Origin of the sequence: Tumebacillus amylolyticus (genome assembly GCF_016722965.1) — a bacterium.
Classification (GTDB): Bacteria; Bacillota; Bacilli; order Tumebacillales; family Tumebacillaceae; genus Tumebacillus; species Tumebacillus amylolyticus.
The window spans coordinates 1,151,775-1,171,108 of sequence record NZ_JAEQNB010000001.1 but is presented as its reverse complement, the minus strand read 5'-3'; the positions used below and the strand labels follow the sequence as shown (position 1 = coordinate 1,171,108).

Here is a 19,334-nt window from a genome sequence, read left to right as displayed (position 1 = left end):
GCTCAAAACCGATGAAAAGAGGGAATTTGCCCGTGGCGCATAAACCGAAGATCAAGAAGGTCAAAATGGAACTGATCCTGGACCGTGAGCAACGTGAATGCCTGATCCAAATGCTGAAAGGCGATTGCGAGTGTGTCAGCCTCGACAACGTCTGCTTTGAATACTTCGAAGTCGACGAGATCAAGACCGATTGCTGCACGTTCGAAGGTTTCGAATGCAAGGATGGCAAGATCAAGTGCCTGAAGATGTCCGCCTGTGAGCCGAAGTGTTGCTGACAGCTACCTCGTAAACCGAGGAAAGGGATCTGCAGATTTGTTGCAGATCCCTTTTTGCCATACCATCCTGTAATTTTAGACGTCTACGGAATACAAGCGAACCATTTCGTCACTGCCCGGGTACGGAATCAGCTTCTCAAACTGCAGACCCAGTTTTTCCAGCAGTTTGCCCGACGGTTCGTTTTTTTCTGACGTAAACGCTGCAATCCGGGTAAAACCCAAAACAGATTTCCCATATTCCATCACAGCAGAAGCCGCCTCATACGCGTAGCCCTGGCCCCAGTAGCGAGGCAGAAAAGCGAATCCGACATCCGGCTCTTCTAAAAAGTCTCGTTTTGCGAAGCCGCAGATGCCAAGCGGGATGCCGCCGTCCTGTAACTCGACCAAGTAGAAGCCATAGCCCAATTTTTCGTACATCTCTACTGCCCCGTTTACGATTCGACTGCGTGCATCCTCCACGGTTCTCACGCCGGTATCGCCGATGTTTTGTATCCATGACGAATCGTTCCACAGTTCCAACATAAATGCCGCATCCTCGGCCGTTTGACGGCGCAGGTTGAGTCGATCCGTTTCGAGAACTTTCATATGTATTTTGCTCCTTTGTCTACCAATTGAGTATGCGATGCTTTGCAATCGCCATAAATGCTTTTTTGATCTCTATTTTACCTCGCCCTCTTCTGTTTTAGGGCGCAAAAAAAGGAAGCCATGATGAGCTTCCTTCCTGCCACTTCTTCTGTCGCTGCTTTGACACGTTTTAAAAGCGATTACCAGCCGCAAACAGCAGAGCATAAGATTGTGCACAATACCCCTGTGTAGTAGGGGTCTTCAACAGGTGCCAATGCTCTTTCGGGTTTCGTTACAACCACGTCGAGATCAAACATATTTTCCATGAAAACACCCTCCTCAAATTCTGCTTGTAGCTGAGTCCGATTCATCAGGGAGTCTCCCAATCGAATCGACCATACAAATAAAATATCACGAATCGATTGAATATTCAATACGATTCATTGAATTATTTATTTGTAAAATGATTTAAGCGCAGTCGTATCGAGTGGGGCAAAGCAAACAGGTATCAACCATTGAATTCGATGGAGGGGGACTAATATCCACGATATCCCCAATCATAGTCACTTGAATGTCAAGATCGAACATGTTTTCCATTTGAACCATCCTCCTTTACATAAAATGTACTAGGATGTATGTCTAAGACGTAGTGTGAGTGACGTTTGGCAAGAGTTTTGACAACTTGCACTCCACGAGTTAATAGTATCTTATTTTATTGTTTAATTTAATATTTATTTTATCGTATAATTACCAGCCGACAGCCCGACTAAAAACGGACGTTCTCGATGTATAGCTATTCTACTCGTTTCTTGTACAAAAAGAGCAAGCATCCGAATGTATGTTCCTCGGTGCTTGCCCTTTCAATTTGGATGAGGTGGATCGAGCAGGTCTTCGATGACCGCCGCATGCGTCCACGCCAGCAACACGTTCAGGTTCTTCATCTTGCCGTACAACTCGTTGTACTTCGCCGGGTTGACCTGCAAGACTTTGTACTTGCCGAAACAACTCTTCCGAATCTCCTCGGCCATGCCGGGGATTTTTTTATCGGTGATCTTCTTGCTGTCGTCTACACCAAGCGATTGCAAAAGCGGCACAGCCTCGGGATCGACGATGACCCCCGCTGTCACTAGCGGGCAAAAAAAGTCCCCTTTTCCCGATTCATACTAAATGTACCGGCAACTGATCCACACTTTAAAAATGGTGTATCTTGTAAAAGATGCACCTTTTAACACTACTTGTTCGCACTTGCAAAAATGGCATCTACAATCGCGCTCAAGTCAACATCGTTGATCTCTTCATTTTGATCAACGTCTGCTTTCGGGTAAAGCCAACTCGATTTCTCCATGCCGAACTGATAGCTTGCGATCGCCAAGTCTCCGAGGCTGGTTCGTCCGTCAAGATTTACGTCAGTCCCCCCTGCAAGCACGTTGATTTCAATACTTCCAGTCGTGGGCACAATCTCTTCGCCCTTTGAATTTGCAACCAGCGCCTGCGAGATTGCGAAAGTGCCTTTACCCGCTGTAGTCTTCGCTTTCCAAGTCAAATTCAACAGGGATGCCGTATCTTGGAGTCCATACTGTGCTCCCTGGCTGGCGACGACGAAGCGAATCATTCCGGGCCATGTTTCGCTCTGTTGGTAGATCTTCAGACCTGCGCCGGCCGTTTCGGCTCCATCAAACGAAAACAGCGTCGGGTCGTAGGTGATCGTGACATCTTCGGCAAAAATGTCTTTGGCGAGTTCGATCTTCACACCCGTCGTGAAGGAACTTCCAGCGGAAACGCTGGGATGATCTGCTTCCATCGTCAGTTTCGGAACCTGAATTCCGCCCGGCGTCACTGTCCGTTTTTGGCTGTCGATCAAAAAGTTGTCATTCGTATAAGCCTCCACCGTATACGTGTAAGGCGTTCCCGGCGTCAGACCCTCATCTTGACACCATAGGTTTGCTCCCACTTGGGGACAAGAAATTACCTCTGTTCCTCTCTTCACAACAAATTTCGTAACTTGGACGTTGGTATCATACGTCAAATCGACCGTTGTTGAACTCGAAGCCGTTGCGGAAAAATCAATCGAATCAAAATATGGCATTAGACGTGAGTCGTAAGAGCTTTCACCTAGGTAGCCATACCCATCAATCCACAGGGTTCCGTTTGATCGTAAAAACATGGAGTATTCTGATGCAGAGAAAGCTGTTGTGTCAACAGGTGCTTCATATGCGCGGGTAGGGATCCAATTATACCCATGCCCCTGATCAGGAGACCCCCACTTCCAGACGGTTCCATCCGACTTGATACACATGAACCTCCCTAAACCCGCCTCTATAGCAGTTACACCTTCTAATCCTTGAACTTGCACCGAAGTAGATCCGTACTCTCCCTGATCACTTTCACTGCCTCCCCATGCCCAGACGGTTCGATCAGACTTGAGGGCTAACGAATGTGCGGCTCCAGCAGAAACTGAAATAACATTTGTCAATTCCGCAACTTGCACGGGAGCGTTACGATCTGTTTTCGTACCATCCCCCAGTTGACCAATGGAGTTGGATCCCCAAGCCCAAACGGTTCCATCTGATTTGACTGCCAGCGAAAAGTTAAATCCGCTGTCAATAGAAGTGACATGATCCAAACCTACGACTTGGACTGGAACAGGATTCGCAAGGTTCGATTGTGTTCCAATCCCCAACTGACCGTAGTTGTTACTTCCCCATGCCCAGACAGTTCCGTCTGACTTAAGTGCAAATGAAGTATCCCACCCACTTGAAATCGCGACAACATCCTTCAATCTGAGGACTTTCACCGGAGTCAACCGAGTTTCGGTGGTACCATCCCCCAGTTGACCATATGTATTCCACCCCCATGTCCAAACAGTTCCATCTGATTTCAACGCGAGTGTATAACCATTTCCACTCGCAACCGCTGACACATCGGTCAAACCTGAAACTTGCACAGGGGTGTTATGGTTCCTTGTCGTTCCATCTCCCAAATTCCCAAAGTAATTTAGACCCCATGTCCAAACAGTACCATCCGATTTGATGACTGCACCGAATGAGTCCCCGGCCACAACTTTCGTGACGACATTTTTTTGCACTTCTGCAGCCGAGGCGACTCCAGCAGGCAGCAAGACCATGTTCACCATCAACATGAACACCAGAGCTACAATCCCGAGCAAGGTGCGATGCTGTCTCTTATAAATTGACAATATACTCCACTCCTATTCTTGACTGCAAATATTTAATGACTTACGAGTATATCCACAATCACCCTTTCAAATATAGTAACAACATACTGATAACTATATCATTTATTTTATAAGAATCAAAACATAATAATTACTGTAACAAAAATCATCTTCGTAGGTACTCACCAGAAATGGCGATGAGTGATATCGACCACACCTAGTCCATAGATTCATGAATGGATATGAAAAGGCAAGCGTCTACGGATTCTCCGCGAAACGCTTGCCTTTTCTCGATTGCACGATGATCTTGTTCTTACTTTAAGACTTCTTCCGTCGTCTTGAAATGCAATTTTGCTACGTTTGAAAGCGCGTCTTTGCCGTGTTCTTGGACATAGGATTTGCCTGCTTGGATGCCCAAGGAGGAAGCCCCTTTGGGCAGGATGAGACCATACTGCTTTTTCGCGCCGTTGCTCCATTTGAGCAGGGCATCGCGCGCGAGGATGGAGGCAGCGGCAACGGCGATGTTTTGCTCCGCCTTCGGGACTTGGATCAGGTGGATGCCCTTGCCCTTGGTTTTGAGCTTGTCGTTTATGTATTTCTCGTCACCGAACTTATCCGCGATGGCGAGTTTGACGTCTTGTTTTTCGAGCAGGTCCTCGATGACGGCGGCATGCGTCCACGCCAGCAACACGTTCAAGTTCTTCATCTTGCCGTACAACTCGTTGTACTTCGCCGGGTTGATCTGCAAGACTTTGTACTTCCCGAAACAAATCTTGCGAATCTCCTCGGCCATGCCGGGGATTTTTTTGTCGGTGATCTCTTGCTGTCGTCCACGCCGAGGGATTGCAACAGAGGCACAGATTCGGGGTCGACGATGACTCCCGCTGTTACCAAGGGACCCAAAAAGTCCCCCTTTGCAGATTCATACAAACAGTACCCATTTACCGTCATCCGCCTTGCCGATGATGGTGCTTGTAAATTCCAATTCTGATTGCATCGATTTAGAGGAACACAAAAACATGTTAAAATTCTGGGCACTTCTCTGCATTTTCACTTACTTTTTGTATTTTAGAGAACCCCCAACCAGTATCCGGCATAACTTCCTATGTCATAAACAGCCGACACGAACTTATCACTGCCCACTCTATTTTTAGCCACACTGGATATGTGGACATAGATGTCCTGAATTGCGGGCCAGAACAAGGCCTCGGCGATATAGTTCTTAACAGTCGATGCTTTAGATAACAAGTTATAGTACTCTTTTACTTCCAGTTTTACAGAGGAATACCTTTCTTCGATACTTCCTTTAATCACTTGTTGTTCATTACCAGTAGCTTTTCTGAACTGATCTAGCAACTTGAATATTTCCTCACTAGTTTCTTTGTACCAGCTCAGTTTCTGTATTGCTTCCATTTTTGTAATTTCTGTAAAATTCATCAGGACGTCTCCTCTTCTTAATGATCTGAGTAATACAGTGTGCTACTTTCCCTATGGTATCGGTATTCTATTATCGGGATTATTCAAATTCCACTTATAAATCTGCTCACACTGTGATCTAACATACCCAGTCTTTTCTACACACTTTCGAAACGGGTCATTCTTTAATTTAAAAATCTCCATGAGGAATGCAATAAAGAACCCGATTAATACCACAATCGCGCAAATGGCCACAATCCGCCGCAATACCATAATTCACACTCCTTTGCAGAAAGGTTCGACTGCCATTGCGAGGTTCCTTCCCGACTCTGGCCACAAGAAGCGCAGACGAATATTATTTTAAAAATCATATAACAAAAAATTGAGACCCACAGGGAATCACATTTTTCGTCTTCTTTGTTCATTTGGTCTTCTATTAGATTTCGCCTGATATGTTTGGTCTCACTAATACACAACACCTTTATTAATCAGGGCCCTTGCTTGCTAATCATTCTCAGATACGTGAACGGAACATGATTTACCACCCATATAATTAAACCGTTGTTACTGTGTCTAATCCTTGCTAATATCCCCTTGTAAGGGCATCCAGCTACCGGAGCTTCTACTTGGGGAAACGGGGTAGGGAGCGAAAATTGGATGTCCTTCAACTCATTCAGAGGAGCGAAGACGCACGTTGTTGCGAATTATGCTCATTTTGGATGACCTCCCAAATGTCATTGTCTAATGCACAAGTTCTAGCCAAGCTCGATGCGGAAGCGATGAATGAAAATAGCCAATGGCATTCATTGAGGTAGCAGGTATTTCTGACTGCTACCTCCTTTTTTGAGCATCTATGGCGACGAGGTGTACTGTGTGGAGGAATTTACAAACATCGAAACCACGATCAATCGATTACGAAAACAAATGGTATTGGCGTATGAAAAAACGGGCGATCTCGGAGATGAATCCGTAATCGCCCTAAGTCAACAACTCGATCTTTACTTATTAGCGTTCCAGAAACAGCCCAGAGCCAGGAACAATTCGCTGTCACGCTGTGATGACAAATCCACGATCTTTTAGGCTCTCTTGTAAGACCTGCCGCATCCTGTACAAGCAATCGTAGGCAGTCTTCACGTCCCCTGCCTTTTGGTGTACTTCCGCTAACAACGAATAGCACTCCGTCAATTCAGCGTTCATGTTGTGACTTTTGAAAAGCGCTACCGCATTTTCAAACGCACGAATTGCTTCAACGTGCATATCCAAGTTAGCAAGTGCCAATCCCTTGATCTTGAACAGCCTTGCAGCTGTGGCTGATCCAACGGTAGAAACCTCAAGACCTTCCTCGACCGCTTTCAGGCTCAAATGCGGTTGGCTTCGTTGGATGTGGAGCAACGCAATATCGCCGTAGATCGTCGCTGCTTCATCCTTGAAACGTAAAGTCTTGCATTGCTCTAGGCATTCTTCAAGGCTTTCCAGTACCTTTACATGTGCCTGCACATTTTGGTTCATCGTGGCAAAGTTTCTTTTGACTTCAATCGCCAGCTTCATGTTCCTGACAGATTCGAAAAGCGCGACAGCATAACCGGCATATTCCGTAGCAAGGTCGTACTCTCTTGTCTGACGGAAGCTAGCAAGCCCAAGATAGGTGTTGCCAATCTGCTCCAAGTTGTCTGTATCAGCCAGGAGGCTTTTGGCTTCTTGATAGTAGCTGAGTGCGTCATGTGCCTCCCCAAGATCGTGATGAATCGACCCAAGATTGTTCAGCAACTCACCCTGTAGAAACGGCTCAGGTGCGGGCATTTGCGGGAAGAGATCGTACCCCTTCCTCCAGTAGTAAATCGCCCTATGGTGCTTCTTGCGACGATGCTCCAAAATCCCCAAGATGTTCAGAGCGGTTATGGCGCGTTGGAATAGCAACTTCTCAATGGCAAACTCAACAGCTTCATTCAAAACACCACATGCTTCGTCGTGACGGTTGAGTTCAAGTAGGCACTTCCCAAGATCATTCTTTACGTCCACCAGATTCAGATTCGATGCGGGATTCTGTACAACCACCGTTAGAAGATCGACAGCGCGATCATAGGCTCCCGAAGAAATGAGGGCCTTTGCGACCTTGTGCGCCGTATGATGTTCGAGTTGGCTTTCGAGATCGACAAGCAAGTATTCCAGAGGTTCTTCCAACCGTTCGGCAATGGCTTCTAATACTTTGTAAGACGGGTTAGCCTTGTCCGATTCAATCTGGCTGATCATGCTTGGCGTTACAAGTCCAGAACCTAAGTCACTCTGCGTCAAACCCTTCTTGATTCGAAGTTCCTTGATCTTGCTACCCAATGACATTCTAGATGCCCCCTCTTCATGGTAAAACGGTATTCCAATCAAACAATCAGCTTTTATATCTAAGGCCTAACCGCTTATACCGATATGTTAATGGGAGGCACCGCAATAATAAATGATGAACTTCAATGTAACAGAATCATTCGCGATTCATGATGATGCACACAAAAAATCCCTAGCCAATGCTAGGGATAAACTGAGACGTTATGGTCTTGGAGGAATCGTTAAACCGTAGTGCTATTCATAGCTTGAATGCCCATAGGATCAGGACCCATATTGGTCGCTACCTTGGTGTTGCTGTTTCCTACGCTGCCTACAACCAATGTTGCAAGCACGACGACGAGACTAAACCCGAAGAAGACTTTTCTCATGAACTTATACCCCCTCTTTGAAAAACGACTTATCGAGAGAATCACGTAACATGTCACGAACCTGCTTACCAAGTTCAAGTGCTTTGTCCTTGTCACCCAGAAGTTCATAGGCATGGACTGCGATCTCCAGCGAATCTGCCGCTTCTCGTTGTACACCCATTTTACTATAGAACCCGCTGGATTTAAATGAATATTCAAGTGATTTTTCGTATGCTCCGGTTCGAAGTAAGCATTTCGCATTCACACGGAACAGATAGGCATTGTTCGTGCTGGTCGCGTAGTCTTCGGACGGAAATGCCTCGAAAGCTGTTTGCAAGTGTTCGCCGGCCAACTCTAGGTTGTCTACTTCAAGGTGAATTTCCGCGATTGTCGCATGGGTATAAATGAATCTAGGCATATCGTCGAATTGCTGGAACATCTTAGCGCATTCGTTCAACTCCTGGATACCCACCTCTGGCTCCATCTTGGATGTCACACGAGAGGCCAATTGATACTTGACTCGCTGTGCAAGAACCAAGAAGTTCTGCGAGCAATACAAAGCCAACGCTTCACGCAGATACCGTTCTGCACGATCGAGTTGATTCAACTCTTGAAAGACCAGCCCGTTTGCAAAGAGGGTGTCAGCGAGCTTCTTATGATCCGATATATCTCTAAAGTATTTTTCTGCGATTTGCAAGAAGAACTGGGCATCAACGGGATTACGCATCCAAGAATAGACTTGCCCCATATTGAACGCGACCTTCGCCGTAAGTTCGTCAACAACGGGAAACGACTTTGTGATCTGGTGAGCACGGATGTAGTGCGCGTATGCGTCTGCAATGCTGAGTTCGGTAAAATAAGCCGTTCCCAATTTGTTGAGGACAGTTGCAAGTATATATTCATCAGTTCTCTTCGTCTCTAAGACTTGCCGTAAGTCTTGAAGCAGGTCGATAGCAGCACGGTTCTTACCCGTTTGAATCAAGCAATCTGCGTGGGCCAAAGTCAAATCGATCCGCTGGTGTTCGGCAAGATCGGTTCGTTTGTTCAGGTGATCTATAACTCCAAGAGCGTCTTGGTATTCCTTGCGTTCTACGAAGATTTTCATAAGTTCAATCTGAACGACGGCTTCTAATTCTGCCGATGCTCCAATGTCAATGAGTTCACTTAGCTTGACACCAAGGGCGTCAGCGATTCGTTGTATAGTATCTGGAGTAGGAGTAAAAACGTCGCCTTCTACCTTGCTGATCGTTGAAGGTGACAGTTCCGCCTTTTCAGCAAGCTCCTTTTGGCTCCAGCCCCGTGCTTCTCTATATGATCTGACTTTTTCACCAACTCTGTCCTTGTCGTCAATTGCCATTGTAATGGGACCTTCCAGAATTTTCAGCGTTTCTGACAATTATAACAAAAATGAACTTGAGCGAGAAGAGATCGTCGTAATCATTCCAATTTACATTTATCAAATCCAACTTTACCCTTATGGATCTTTTTCCGGGAGGTTGACTCCTGTACAATTTTAGCGCCGGAGATCGCTCCTAGACGAGATACCAAAAAGAGCAAGCATCCGAATGTATGTTCCTCGGTGCTTGCCCTTTCAATTTTATGACTTCCTGCTTATCGAAGGACGTCTTCTGTTGTTTTGAAATGCAATTTCGCCACGTTGACGAGGGCGTCCTTGCCGTGTTCTTTTACGTACGATTTGCCCGCTTGGATGACGAGGGAAGACGCACCCTTTGGTAATGTAAGCCCGTAGGTCTTTTTCGCGCCGTTGCTCCATTTGAGCAGAGCGTCGCGGGCGAGAATGGAGGCAGCGGCGACCGCGATGTTTTGTTCGGCTTTAGGGACTTGGATGAGGTGGATGCCTTTGCCTCTGGTTTTGAGCTTGTCGTTTATGTACTTCTCATCCCCGAACTTATCGGCGATGGCGAGCTTCACGTCTTGTTTTTCGAGCAAGTCTTCGATGACCGCCGCATGAGTCCACGCCAGCAACACGTTCAAGTTCTTCATCTTGCCGTACAACTCGTTGTACTTCGCCGGGTTGATCTGCAAGACTTTGTATTTGCCAAAACAAATCTTGCGAATCTCCTCGGCCATGCCGGGGATTTTTTTATCGGTGATCTTCTTGCTGTCGTCTACGCCAAGCGATTGCAAAAGCGGCACAGCCTCCGGGTCGACGATGACCCCCGCTGTCACGAGAGGGCAAAAAAAGTCCCCTTTTCCCGATTCATACAAACAGTCCCATTACTCTATTTGCAAATTTATATAAAAGGACGACCGAGTGATAAGAAACGTTTAGAACTTTCGATATCCCATGTTAGAATATCCCTAGTGAATATACGACAAAAGAAAAGAGTGAAAATCTATGGACACTCCTCATGACTGCTTACTAACTAGAGATATGCCTAAATCATTAATACTTCATCTTGATAAAGCGGCATCTGTATTGGAGTCATGCATAAATTATGGAACACACATTTTTTCAGGCTTGATGGAAAAAGGAGTCAATGAATATTATGAAACAATACCTCCTCTCTTTTATAGACATATATTAGAGATGGCAGATGCTACCCAAGTACTTTTACATCAGGGAGTCGCAGATCCCTCCGATGTTCTCCTAAGAAGTGCATTTGAGGCATTCTTAGGATTAGAGTTCGTTATCACAAAGGATACTGAAAAAAGATGCAAATCATATATTGTAGCAGATACAGTTTCTGAATTAAAAATTTATAGAAGTGACGATTACAAAGAGACTATGGGAAACGACTCAAATTTAGACAATCTAATAAAAGAGAAGCAGGCTGGGTTAGAATCTCAACGTTATCAATTGGTTTATAATGAATATCTGCGGGCAAAAAAGGCAAATAGAAACCGACCGCCAAACTGGTATTCTCTTTTTGAAGGACCAAAAAATTTAGCTTCGTTATCTAAAGAATTAGATAGATATGAATGGTACTCCACTTTATATCCTAGTTTTTCTCAAGTATCACATGCTTCAAACATATTACGAAAAATATGGTCAGATCCTACTACTGGGCATCTAGAGATTAGAAGTCTTCGTAGTATTCAAAAACTTAACTCTAACATAGCATTGACTATAGGTTTTATTATCGAATCTTCTTCAATGATTCTAGAAAACTATCTCCCTAATCTAAAGCCTGATTTTAAGCAATGGTATCTTAAAGAGATATATGCATTCAGGCAAAAACTGTATAAAGATCCTAATTATGATTTTAGATGGTGACCACCAAATCATATGCTTTGTCATCCCCAAAATAAATAATAACAAGCGCAATTTACACTAAAAAAGTACCCCATCAATTTTCTGGGGTACTTCTTTCTAAACGAAGAACGTCTTCCGTCGTCTTGAAATGCAGTTTCGCCACATTGGCGAGTGCGTCCTTGCCATGTTCTTTGACGTAAGACTTGCCCGCTTGGATTACGAGGGAGGAAGCTCCCTTGGGGAGTGTGAGACCGTAGGTCTTTTTCGCGCCGTTGCTCCACTTCAGCAGTGTATCCCTTGCCTGAATCGAAGCAGCAGCCACCGCGATGTTCTGCTCCGCCTTCGGAACTTGGATGAGGCGGATCGCTTGGCCTTTGGTCTTCAGTTTGTCGTTGATGTACTTTTCGTCGCCGAACTTATCGGCGATGGCGAGCTTCACGTCTTGCTTTTCGAGTAGGTCTTCGATGACGGCGGCATGCGTCCATGCGAGCAACACGTTCAAGTTCTTCATCTTGCCGTACAGCTCGTTGTACTTCGCCGGGTTTATCTGCAAGACTTTGTACTTCCCGAAACAAATCTTGCGAATCTCCTCGGCCATACCGGGGATTTTTTTTTCGGTGATCTTCTTGCTGTCGTCCACGCCAAGCGATTGCAAAAGCGGCACTGCCTCCGGGTCGACGATGACCCCAGCTGTCACTAGAGGGCCAAAAAAGTCCCCCTTCCCACATGCATACAAAGGGTTCCTTCCAGACTGCGGGAATTCCTTTATGTTGACACCAAAAGTCTTCCCCCAACGGCATATCCACGCAAGACAACAGGACAAGCCATTTTGTGCGCTAGTCCTTTTATTACGTTCGTTTTGCTAGTTGAATAAAGCCAACTAGGACATCGGATATACTTTTGATATACTTAGTAAAAAAAAAGGATAAGAGGAGATTGTATGGGAAAAATAGTATCTAGAGGATTGCTAGCTTTATATGTAGTGCTACTAATCTGGTTAGTGTTATTCAAATTATCATTCCATATTTCGTCAGTACTTGATTATCACCATAGAAGCCTTAACTTGGTTCCATTTGCTGCTCCTTCAAAGGTAGACGGTAGCATTAATTTCGGAGAAATGATATTCAATGTAGTATTCTTCATTCCTTTGGGTTTGCTTCTGAATGTAAACTTCAAAAAAATTAGATTATTACCTAAGTTTTATTCCGTACTGCTTTTTAGCATTACTGCTGAATTGATTCAATATATCTTCGCTATTGGAGCGACAGATATAACAGATGTAATTACAAATACTGTTGGGGGCATTCTTGGACTGACACTCTATAGTTCCATTACTAAGTATATTGATAATAAGAAAATAGACTTAATTATTATTTCCGTTGGCATACTTTTGCTCGTGTTATTTATCTCGATGGAAGCTAGTCATCTTTTCAACCGAAGGCTCCTAAGATAACCTTTTGTGCGATACTTGTAGAAAAGGCAAGCAACCACTGACTCCTACCAGTTGCTTGCCTTTTTAGTTGGTCGGCACTTCCACTACAGCAAAACGTCCTCCGTCGTCTTAAAATGCAGTTTCGCCACGTTGACGAGTGCATCCTTACCGTGTTCTTTGACGTAGGACTTCCCCGCTTGGATAACGAGTGAGGACGCCCCTTTTGGCAGGGTGAGTCCATATTGCTTTTTAGCCCCATTGCTCCACTTCAGCAGTGCATCACGCGCCAGAATCGAAGCGGCGGCGACCGCGATGTTTTGTTCCGCCTTAGGGACTTGGATCAGATGGATGCCCTTGCCCTTGGTCTTCAGTTTGTCGTTAATGTACTTCTCGTCGCCAAACTTATCCGCGATGGCGAGTTTCACGTCATGCTTCTCTAGCAGGTCTTCGATAACCGCCGCATGAGTCCACGCCAGCAACACGTTCAAGTTCTTCATCTTACCGTACAACTCGTTGTACTTCGCCGGGTTGATTTGCAAGACTTTGTACTTCCCGAAACAAATCTTGCGAATCTCCTCGGCCATGCCGGGGATTTTTTTGTCGGTGATCTTCTTGCTGTCGTCTACGCCAAGGGATTGCAAAAGCGGCACAGCCTCGGGATCGACGATAACCCCCGCTGTCACTAGAGGGCCAAAAAAGTCCCCCTTCCCACTCTCGTCCGTCCCGATCCAAGGTTCGTCGTACACGGCGGTCACTTCGGGGAGCGCTTTTTTCTCCTTCTTCACAGCCCCGGACGCAACACCCGCGCTCCGTCCCTCCATCGCGGCGGTCACTTCTTCCAGCGCCGCTTTGGTCGCGTTGTCTCCGCCTTGAACCACGAGCTTCAACCCTTTTTTCCCGAAATAGATGTTGAGCTGCGCAGTGGAACCTCCGGTGCGCACTTTGAATTGACGGCCGTAGGGGATGTCTTTTTGCTCAAGCAGTTCCAAGCCGTGCTCTTGGCAGAGTTGTTCAGCCCGCCGGCTGGCGGTGGCCAAGTCCACAATCTTCACTCCGGTTCCTCCCTCACACTTCCTAATTCACCCAGTCTACCACGTCCGCCGGTGCTTGTCGTGACTTCAAGGCGACAGACGGCCTGTTTCCATGATAAAATAAAATTTGCATCTCACATTTATCTACAGGTTAAACAACCTTCTCCCATTTCCTTCAACTTCCATATTCTGAGTGTGCTCCCTCTTACATCTTTGCCATTTTTTCAGGTGAAGATATTGACAAAGTCTATTCGATTCTCTAGGATCATAAACATCATTTCCATAAATCCAATTTGAAAACTAGGAGATAGATCAGAATGAAGAAAAAATTCGCACTTCTCGCGACTTCCGTATTGGCACTTTCCCTCACCTTGACCGCATGCGGTACGTCTGACAACGGCACCAAAACGGGCGACACGACCGCTTCCAAAAACCTGCTCGACCAAGTCAAATCCGCCGGCGTACTCAAGATCGGCACCGAAGGCACCTACGCACCGTACACGTTCCACGCCCAAGACGGCAGCCTCACCGGCTTCGACATCGAAGTCGCCAACGAAGTGGCGAAGCGCATCGGCGTCAAAGCTCAATACGTCGAAACCCAATGGGACGGCATGTTCGCAGGTCTTGATGCCAAGCGCTTCGACATGATCGCCAACGAAGTCGGCATCCGCCCGGACCGTCAAGAGAAGTACGACTTCTCCGACCCGTACATCGTCTCCAAAGCCGTTCTCGTCACCTCCAAAGACAACACCGACATCAAGTCGTTCGCCGACCTGAAAGGGAAAAAAGCAGCGCAATCCCTCACCTCCAACCTGACCGACATCGCGAAGCAAAACGGTGCGGAGATCGTCGGCGTAGAAGGCTTCAACCAGGCCATCGACATGCTGGTCTCGAAGCGCGTGGAAGCAACCGTCAACGACGGCCTCTCCTACCTCGACCTGATGAAGCAAAAACCGGACCTCCCGCTCAAGAAAGTTGACGAGCAAGCGGACGGCGCGAAAAACGGCATGATGTTCCGCAAAGACAGCAAAGAACTGGTCGACGCGGTCAACAAAGCGCTCACCGACATCAAATCGGACGGCACCTACCTCAAGATCTCGCAAAAATACTTCGGCGCTGACGTCTCCAAGTAAGGGACGGAGACGCTATGGATGACCGTACCCAACGCATCCTCGATATTTTGAGCACCTCGTTCTGGCCGCTTCTCAAAGCCGGAGTCGAGTTCACCGTACCTCTTGCGATCATCTCCTTCGTGCTGGGCCTGCTGCTAGCGTTGTTGACGGCGCTGGCCCGGCTGTCGGGGAATCGCGTTCTCTCCGGGATCGCTTCCTTTTATGTGTGGATCATTCGCGGGACGCCCTTGCTCGTGCAATTGTTCATTATTTTTTATGGGCTCCCGTCGATCGGCGTCACACTCGCCGCGTTTCCCTCTGCGGTGATCGGCTTCACCCTGTCGGTCGGCGCCTACGGTTCGGAGATCATCCGCGCCGCGATCCAATCGGTTCCGCGCGGGCAATGGGAAGCGGCGTACTCGATCGGCATGACTTATCGCCAAGCTCTGCGCCGCATCATCATTCCGCAAGCGACCCGCGTCGCCGTCCCGCCGCTCGCCAACTCCTTCATCTCGTTGGTCAAAGACACGTCGCTGGCAGCCGCGATCACGATGACGGAGATGTTCCGCGTGGCGCAACAGATTACGGCGATGACGTATGAACCGTTGGTTTTGTATTCCGAAGCGGCCGTGATCTACCTGCTGTTCTCCACCGTCCTGTCGTGGCTGCAAAGCTGGTTGGAAGTTCGCTTCTCCCGCCACGTGGCGAAGTAAGGAGGAACAGGCATGATAGAAATTCGCAACCTGCACAAATCGTTCGACCACCTGCACATCCTCAAAGGCATCGACCTTGAGGTCCAAGGTGGCGAAACGGTCGTCATCATCGGCCCGTCCGGTTCCGGCAAGACGACGCTTTTGCGCTGTTTGAATCTGTTGGAGATGCCCACGTCCGGCACGGTTGAGCTGGGCACGCGCACGTTGGAGTTCTCCCCCGACAAGTCGGTTCCCAAAAGCGAAGTCCTCGCCCTGCGCCGCGAAACGGGCATGGTGTTCCAAAGCTACAACCTCTTCCCGCACAAAACCGCGCTGGAGAATCTCATGGAAGGCCAGATCACCGTCCTCGGTCGCAGCAAGGCCGAAGCCCGTGAGAAAGCCCAACACCTCTTGGAAAAAGTCGGCTTGGCCGATCGCGCCGACATGTACCCGCACCAACTCTCCGGCGGCCAGCAACAGCGCGTCGGGATCGCCCGCGCCATGGCGATGGACCCCAAAGTCTTGCTGTTCGACGAGCCTACCTCAGCCCTCGACCCCGAGTTGGTCGGAGAAGTCTTGAAGGTTATGAAGGAACTCGCCCAAGAAGGCATGACGATGGTCGTCGTGACGCATGAGATGAAGTTTGCCGAGGACGTGGCAGACAAAGTCGTGTTCATCGACGGAGGTGTCGTCGTGGAGCAAGGACCTCCGGCGGAAATCTTCGGTGCGGCGAAGCACGAGCGGACGAAGCAGTTTTTGAACAAGCTAAATTTGTAGCAAAAAAAGTGAAGCAGGCGGATTCTACCGTCTGCTTTTTTTGTGCGAAATGAAGTAAGATAGAGAGTAGAGAGAGGAGAGTGGGTACATGACTCTGTTTTATATCATCTTGGTCTTCCATTTGCTCGCCGTGCTGGTGAAACTCGGCGTGCTGTTCTATATCCCGACGCTCAAAACCGTCGAGCAAGTCCAGAAATTCCTCAGCCCTTACAAAAAAATCGACCGCGCAGCCGACATCACCCTGTGGGTTTCCGCCGTTGCGATGATCTGGGCGGCCGGTTGGCAGATCCTGTTGCAAATGTGGTTGCTGGTGTCGATGCTGATCTACGCCCTCATTTTCCTCATCGTCAAAAAAGTCATCCTCGGCCGCATGAACTCCATCGTCGCCACGAACAAAGTGTTTGCTCGTGACGAGATGTCCAAACTTCGCTTTGAAAACGCTTGTGTCATCATCACCGCCGTCGCCCTGTTCGGTGCCATCGGCTACCTCATGGCGAACAAACCGTTTTAATAAATGTCTAGAAAAAAGACCCTCCCCGTTTCCGGGTGAGGGTCTTTTTTTTGCACTATCTGGACTTTTTCCGTGCATTCGCTCGTCCTGCGGCGCCGATCTTCTTCCAGCGTTCCTTCTCTGCGAGTTGGGCGCGGATGTCGTTCTTGCGTTCGAGGTACGCGAGTTCCTTTTGCAACTTGACGTAGCTTTGGTAGCGGTCGTTGCTGAGCGTGCCGTCGGCAATCGCTTGCTGGACGGCGCAACCCGGCTCCTTGCGGTGCTCACAGTCGCGGTAGAAGCAACTCTCGGCGATCTCCTCGACGTCGGAGAAGCTGCCGGTCAGCGAACTCTCATCCGACTCCCAGAGTTGCAACTCGCGCATCCCCGGCGTGTCGATCAACAACCCGCCCTGCGGCATGCGGATCAACTCGCGGTAGGTCGTCGTGTGCTTCCCGCGGTCGTCTCCTTCGCGGACACCGCCTGTGGCCATCCGTTCCTCGCCGCACAAGCGATTGACCAGCGTGGACTTGCCAACGCCTGACGAACCGAGCAGTGCCACCGTCTTGCCAACGCCTACGTACGGAGCCAATTGCTCCATGCCTTGGTTCAACTCCGACGAGGTTGCGTGAATCGGCACGCCGAACGCCACGCTCTCGACTTCGGAGATTTTCTCCTCCAGATCGTCACAGAGGTCCATCTTGGTCAAGATCACGACCGGATTCGCTCCGCTCTCCCACGCTGCGACCAGATATCGTTCCAGTCGACGGATGTTGAAGTCGTTGTTGAGCGCCATCACGAGAAATACCGTGTTGACGTTCGCCGCCACGATTTGCTCCTCGGTCGTGTTGCCCGCGACTTTGCGGGAGAACTTGGAGAAGCGCGGCAAGATGCCGTGAATCGTCGCTTTGCCCTCTTCGGGACGAGCGGCGATCACAACCCAGTCGCCAACCGCCGGGTAATCCTCCCGTCCAAACGCGGTATGCCGCATCTTGCCCGAGACGGAGGCGAGCATGTCGCCGTGTTCGGAATAGACGCGATAGAGATGTTTATGTTCGAGGGCCACACGGGCCACCGTAAATTCAGCGTTGCTTGCAAACGGAGCGAAGTGCTCCATGAAAGTTTCGTTCCAACCCAGAGCTTGCAGGTTTGTAAAATTCAATTGGGATTCCTCCTGAGAGATGTGACAGATTGATCAAACACGACAATCGGTCACAGAGGCATCCCCTAACCACACCAGAATCCGAAATTAGAGGATGTCTGCAACCTCACGATACTTTTTTACATGCATGACAATAGCGTTTGCCATCTTAACATCACTCCTTCGGTCGTGGTGGGAAAATTAGTAACTCTTTCCTTAGTATATCCGCTTTCTCGATTTTTTGCCACCCTTGACAGTGAGAACTTTTCTCATTTATATTTTTAGGTAGTGTCCATTCAATATTCCTTACTAACTAGAGGTGCATCCATGAAGAATCTGCATAATAAATTAATTACACAGCGAGCTCTCGAACTTGGATTGTCCTGCGATCTGTTGGTAGCCGGCGAAGAGGATTTCTTGGAACTCTCCAACGGCGAACGCACGATCATCGTGAACAAAACCCGCTCTCACCGCCTGCCTGCCGTCGCCGGTCTGATCACCAAAAACAAGCGCGTCTGCTCCACGCTTTTGCAGCGTCACGATCTGCCGGTTCCGGAGGAAATCTCCGTCACGTCCCTCACGCCGGAAGCTCTTGTCTTTCTGGAGCGCTTCGGCACCGTCGTCGTCAAACCGGTCGACACCAACCGCGGCGTCGGGATCACGATGGACGTGCGCACCCCGCAAGACTTGGAACAAGCGATTCAGGACGGCCTCGTACACGGGCGTGACTTGCTCGTCCAACGACAAGTCACGGGCCGCGACTATCGCGTCTTGGTCATCGACGGAGAAATTGTCGGCGTGTTAGAAAACGTTCCGCCGCAGATCGTAGGAGATGGACACACCACCGTACGCGACTTGATTCACACTCTCAACGCCGACCCTGCCCGCACGGCGGACAAGGACGAGTTCAAACCGATGCTCTGCGTCCAACTCGACGAGGAAGTGCAACGCATCCTAGCCGCACAAGGGCATGATGAGAACAGCATCCCCGCCCGAGGTGAGCAAGTCTACCTGCGCAAGAACGGCAACGAATACACCGGCGGCATGAACATCGACCGCACCGACGAACTCTGTGCAGAGAACGCCGAAATTTGCCTGCAAGCCGCCCGCGCCCTCGGTCTCGACGTCGCGGGTCTCGACATCCGTACCCCCGACATCGGAGTTTCAATGCGCGAGACGGGCGGTACGATCATCGAAGTCAACGTTCTGCCCGGTATGAATGGACATATGTCCCCGGCGCAAGGCAAGCCCCGCGATTCGATCGGGAAGTACCTCCAATACCTGTTCCGGGTTTCCTAAGCATAGAAAAAAAAGCACAGCTCCCTCGC

General features: G+C 48.5%; 20 protein-coding genes and 2 pseudogenes. 9 read left to right on the top strand and 13 right to left on the bottom strand.

What is annotated here, in order from left to right; all coding sequences use genetic code 11:
* The first annotated feature begins 32 nt into the window (after positions 1-32).
* Positions 33-275, top strand: coding sequence for a hypothetical protein (locus tag JJB07_RS05350; RefSeq protein WP_201631881.1), 243 nt, complete (start codon positions 33-35; stop codon positions 273-275).
* A gap of 75 nt (positions 276-350) precedes the next feature.
* On the opposite strand, the gene JJB07_RS05345 is transcribed toward JJB07_RS05350, so the two are convergent.
* The 6 genes and pseudogenes from JJB07_RS05345 to JJB07_RS05315 form a co-directional block, all read right to left on the bottom strand.
* On the bottom strand, positions 351-860 hold the full coding sequence (locus JJB07_RS05345) for a GNAT family N-acetyltransferase (protein WP_201631879.1): 510 nt from the start codon (positions 858-860) through the stop codon (positions 351-353).
* Positions 861-1,039: 179 nt separating this feature from the next.
* A complete protein-coding gene (locus tag JJB07_RS24480; RefSeq protein WP_430727214.1) occupies positions 1,040-1,156 on the bottom strand; it encodes an FDLD family class I lanthipeptide in 117 nt (38 codons plus the stop codon).
* Positions 1,157-1,699: 543 nt separating this feature from the next.
* A pseudogene (locus JJB07_RS05335) lies at positions 1,700-1,987 on the bottom strand (ribonuclease H family protein); the annotation flags it as partial.
* An 83-nt stretch (positions 1,988-2,070) separates the two neighbouring features.
* Complete coding sequence (locus tag JJB07_RS05330) at positions 2,071-4,035, bottom strand: RCC1 domain-containing protein (protein WP_201631870.1); 1,965 nt, start codon at positions 4,033-4,035, stop codon at positions 2,071-2,073.
* Between the two features lie 292 nt (positions 4,036-4,327).
* Positions 4,328-4,965: pseudogene (gene rnhC, locus JJB07_RS05325) on the bottom strand (ribonuclease HIII).
* Positions 4,966-5,082: 117 nt separating this feature from the next.
* The gene (locus tag JJB07_RS05315) at positions 5,083-5,451 is read right to left on the bottom strand and encodes a hypothetical protein (RefSeq protein WP_201631861.1); all 369 of its coding nucleotides are present in this window, start codon (positions 5,449-5,451) and stop codon (positions 5,083-5,085) included.
* An 843-nt stretch (positions 5,452-6,294) separates the two neighbouring features.
* Between JJB07_RS05315 and JJB07_RS05310 the strand changes: the two genes are divergently transcribed.
* A complete protein-coding gene (locus JJB07_RS05310; protein WP_347338323.1) occupies positions 6,295-6,510 on the top strand; it encodes an aspartyl-phosphate phosphatase Spo0E family protein in 216 nt (71 codons plus the stop codon).
* On the opposite strand, the gene JJB07_RS05305 is transcribed toward JJB07_RS05310, so the two are convergent.
* The 4 genes from JJB07_RS05305 to rnhC (JJB07_RS05290) all read right to left on the bottom strand — a co-directional run bounded on the left by JJB07_RS05305 (position 6,478) and on the right by rnhC (JJB07_RS05290) (position 10,343).
* Entirely contained in the window at positions 6,478-7,767 is a 1,290-nt protein-coding gene (locus JJB07_RS05305; protein WP_201631858.1) for a helix-turn-helix domain-containing protein, read from the bottom strand. The two genes, JJB07_RS05310 and JJB07_RS05305, sit on opposite strands and share 33 nt — an antisense overlap.
* 221 nt (positions 7,768-7,988) lie before the next feature.
* On the bottom strand, positions 7,989-8,135 hold the full coding sequence (locus tag JJB07_RS05300) for a hypothetical protein (protein ID WP_201631856.1): 147 nt from the start codon (positions 8,133-8,135) through the stop codon (positions 7,989-7,991).
* A gap of 4 nt (positions 8,136-8,139) precedes the next feature.
* Positions 8,140-9,471 (bottom strand): helix-turn-helix domain-containing protein, encoded by a 1,332-nt coding sequence (locus tag JJB07_RS05295; protein WP_201631853.1) that lies wholly within the window; start codon positions 9,469-9,471, stop codon positions 8,140-8,142.
* A gap of 254 nt (positions 9,472-9,725) precedes the next feature.
* Complete coding sequence (gene rnhC, locus JJB07_RS05290) at positions 9,726-10,343, bottom strand: ribonuclease HIII (RefSeq protein ID WP_236587616.1); 618 nt, start codon at positions 10,341-10,343, stop codon at positions 9,726-9,728.
* 130 nt (positions 10,344-10,473) lie between these two features.
* Here rnhC (JJB07_RS05290) and JJB07_RS05285 point away from each other — a divergent pair, with 130 nt between their 5' ends.
* A complete protein-coding gene (locus JJB07_RS05285; RefSeq protein ID WP_201631834.1) occupies positions 10,474-11,352 on the top strand; it encodes a DUF5677 domain-containing protein in 879 nt (292 codons plus the stop codon).
* 73 nt (positions 11,353-11,425) lie between these two features.
* On the opposite strand, the gene rnhC (JJB07_RS05280) is transcribed toward JJB07_RS05285, so the two are convergent.
* Positions 11,426-12,067 carry a ribonuclease HIII gene (rnhC, locus tag JJB07_RS05280; protein WP_236587615.1) on the bottom strand — a complete coding sequence of 214 codons (642 nt, stop codon included), beginning with the start codon at positions 12,065-12,067 and terminating at the stop codon, positions 11,426-11,428.
* Positions 12,068-12,271: 204 nt separating this feature from the next.
* Here rnhC (JJB07_RS05280) and JJB07_RS05275 point away from each other — a divergent pair, with 204 nt between their 5' ends.
* Entirely contained in the window at positions 12,272-12,784 is a 513-nt protein-coding gene (locus JJB07_RS05275) for a VanZ family protein (protein ID WP_201631828.1), read from the top strand.
* 83 nt (positions 12,785-12,867) lie between these two features.
* On the opposite strand, the gene rnhC (JJB07_RS05270) is transcribed toward JJB07_RS05275, so the two are convergent.
* A complete protein-coding gene (gene rnhC / locus JJB07_RS05270; protein ID WP_201631827.1) occupies positions 12,868-13,815 on the bottom strand; it encodes a ribonuclease HIII in 948 nt (315 codons plus the stop codon).
* 296 nt (positions 13,816-14,111) lie between these two features.
* Here rnhC (JJB07_RS05270) and JJB07_RS05265 point away from each other — a divergent pair, with 296 nt between their 5' ends.
* The 4 genes from JJB07_RS05265 to JJB07_RS05250 all read left to right on the top strand — a co-directional run bounded on the left by JJB07_RS05265 (position 14,112) and on the right by JJB07_RS05250 (position 16,886).
* A complete protein-coding gene (locus JJB07_RS05265) occupies positions 14,112-14,927 on the top strand; it encodes an amino acid ABC transporter substrate-binding protein (RefSeq protein ID WP_201631825.1) in 816 nt (271 codons plus the stop codon).
* A gap of 14 nt (positions 14,928-14,941) precedes the next feature.
* The gene (locus JJB07_RS05260) at positions 14,942-15,619 is read left to right on the top strand and encodes an amino acid ABC transporter permease (protein WP_201631823.1); all 678 of its coding nucleotides are present in this window, start codon (positions 14,942-14,944) and stop codon (positions 15,617-15,619) included.
* Between the two features lie 12 nt (positions 15,620-15,631).
* A complete protein-coding gene (locus JJB07_RS05255; RefSeq protein WP_201631821.1) occupies positions 15,632-16,375 on the top strand; it encodes an amino acid ABC transporter ATP-binding protein in 744 nt (247 codons plus the stop codon).
* A gap of 88 nt (positions 16,376-16,463) precedes the next feature.
* Entirely contained in the window at positions 16,464-16,886 is a 423-nt protein-coding gene (locus tag JJB07_RS05250) for a hypothetical protein (protein WP_201631820.1), read from the top strand.
* A 55-nt stretch (positions 16,887-16,941) separates the two neighbouring features.
* Here JJB07_RS05250 and rsgA read toward each other — a convergent pair whose 3' ends face one another.
* Positions 16,942-17,982, bottom strand: a complete 1,041-nt coding sequence (rsgA, locus tag JJB07_RS05245; RefSeq protein WP_201632752.1) for a ribosome small subunit-dependent GTPase A — start codon at positions 17,980-17,982, stop codon at positions 16,942-16,944.
* 351 nt (positions 17,983-18,333) lie between these two features.
* Between rsgA and JJB07_RS05240 the strand changes: the two genes are divergently transcribed.
* On the top strand, positions 18,334-19,305 hold the full coding sequence (locus JJB07_RS05240) for an ATP-grasp domain-containing protein (protein WP_201631817.1): 972 nt from the start codon (positions 18,334-18,336) through the stop codon (positions 19,303-19,305).
* The last annotated feature ends 29 nt before the right edge of the window (positions 19,306-19,334 follow it).